Genomic DNA, 283 nt, shown 5'->3' with positions numbered 1-283 from the left:
TCTTTCGCATTTCCGTCTTTCCATGTCTTCGTTCCTTCTACCTTTGTTTGGCCTACTTTTGTATTTGTGATGTCAGTACCACTTACTTTTGATTCATATCCTGGTACTGCTTGTTCTTTTATTTCATACTTGTATGCTTTACCTTCTGCATCGTATGCTTTGAGGTTTTCAAATGTGTACTTCCATTCTGTTGCCGCTGTTACTTCTTTTGTATCTACTACTTTACCGTTTTGTAGTAAGTCTACTTTGATCGAGCTTGGACGATCTGTTGCGTTGTTATCGT

Annotated in this window: 1 protein-coding gene; it reads right to left on the bottom strand. The window is 38.2% G+C overall.

Annotated features, from left to right (window positions below; genetic code table 11):
• Nucleotides 1–283, bottom strand: a 283-nt coding sequence (locus tag JDS81_RS29970) for a Cna B-type domain-containing protein (protein WP_206772381.1), incomplete at both ends; no start/stop codon positions are given.

Source organism: Bacillus cereus group sp. N31 (assembly GCF_016483245.1).
In the GTDB taxonomy this organism is placed as follows: Bacteria; Bacillota; Bacilli; order Bacillales; family Bacillaceae_G; genus Bacillus_A; species Bacillus_A toyonensis.
This window is presented reverse-complemented; position numbering and strand designations above follow the sequence as displayed.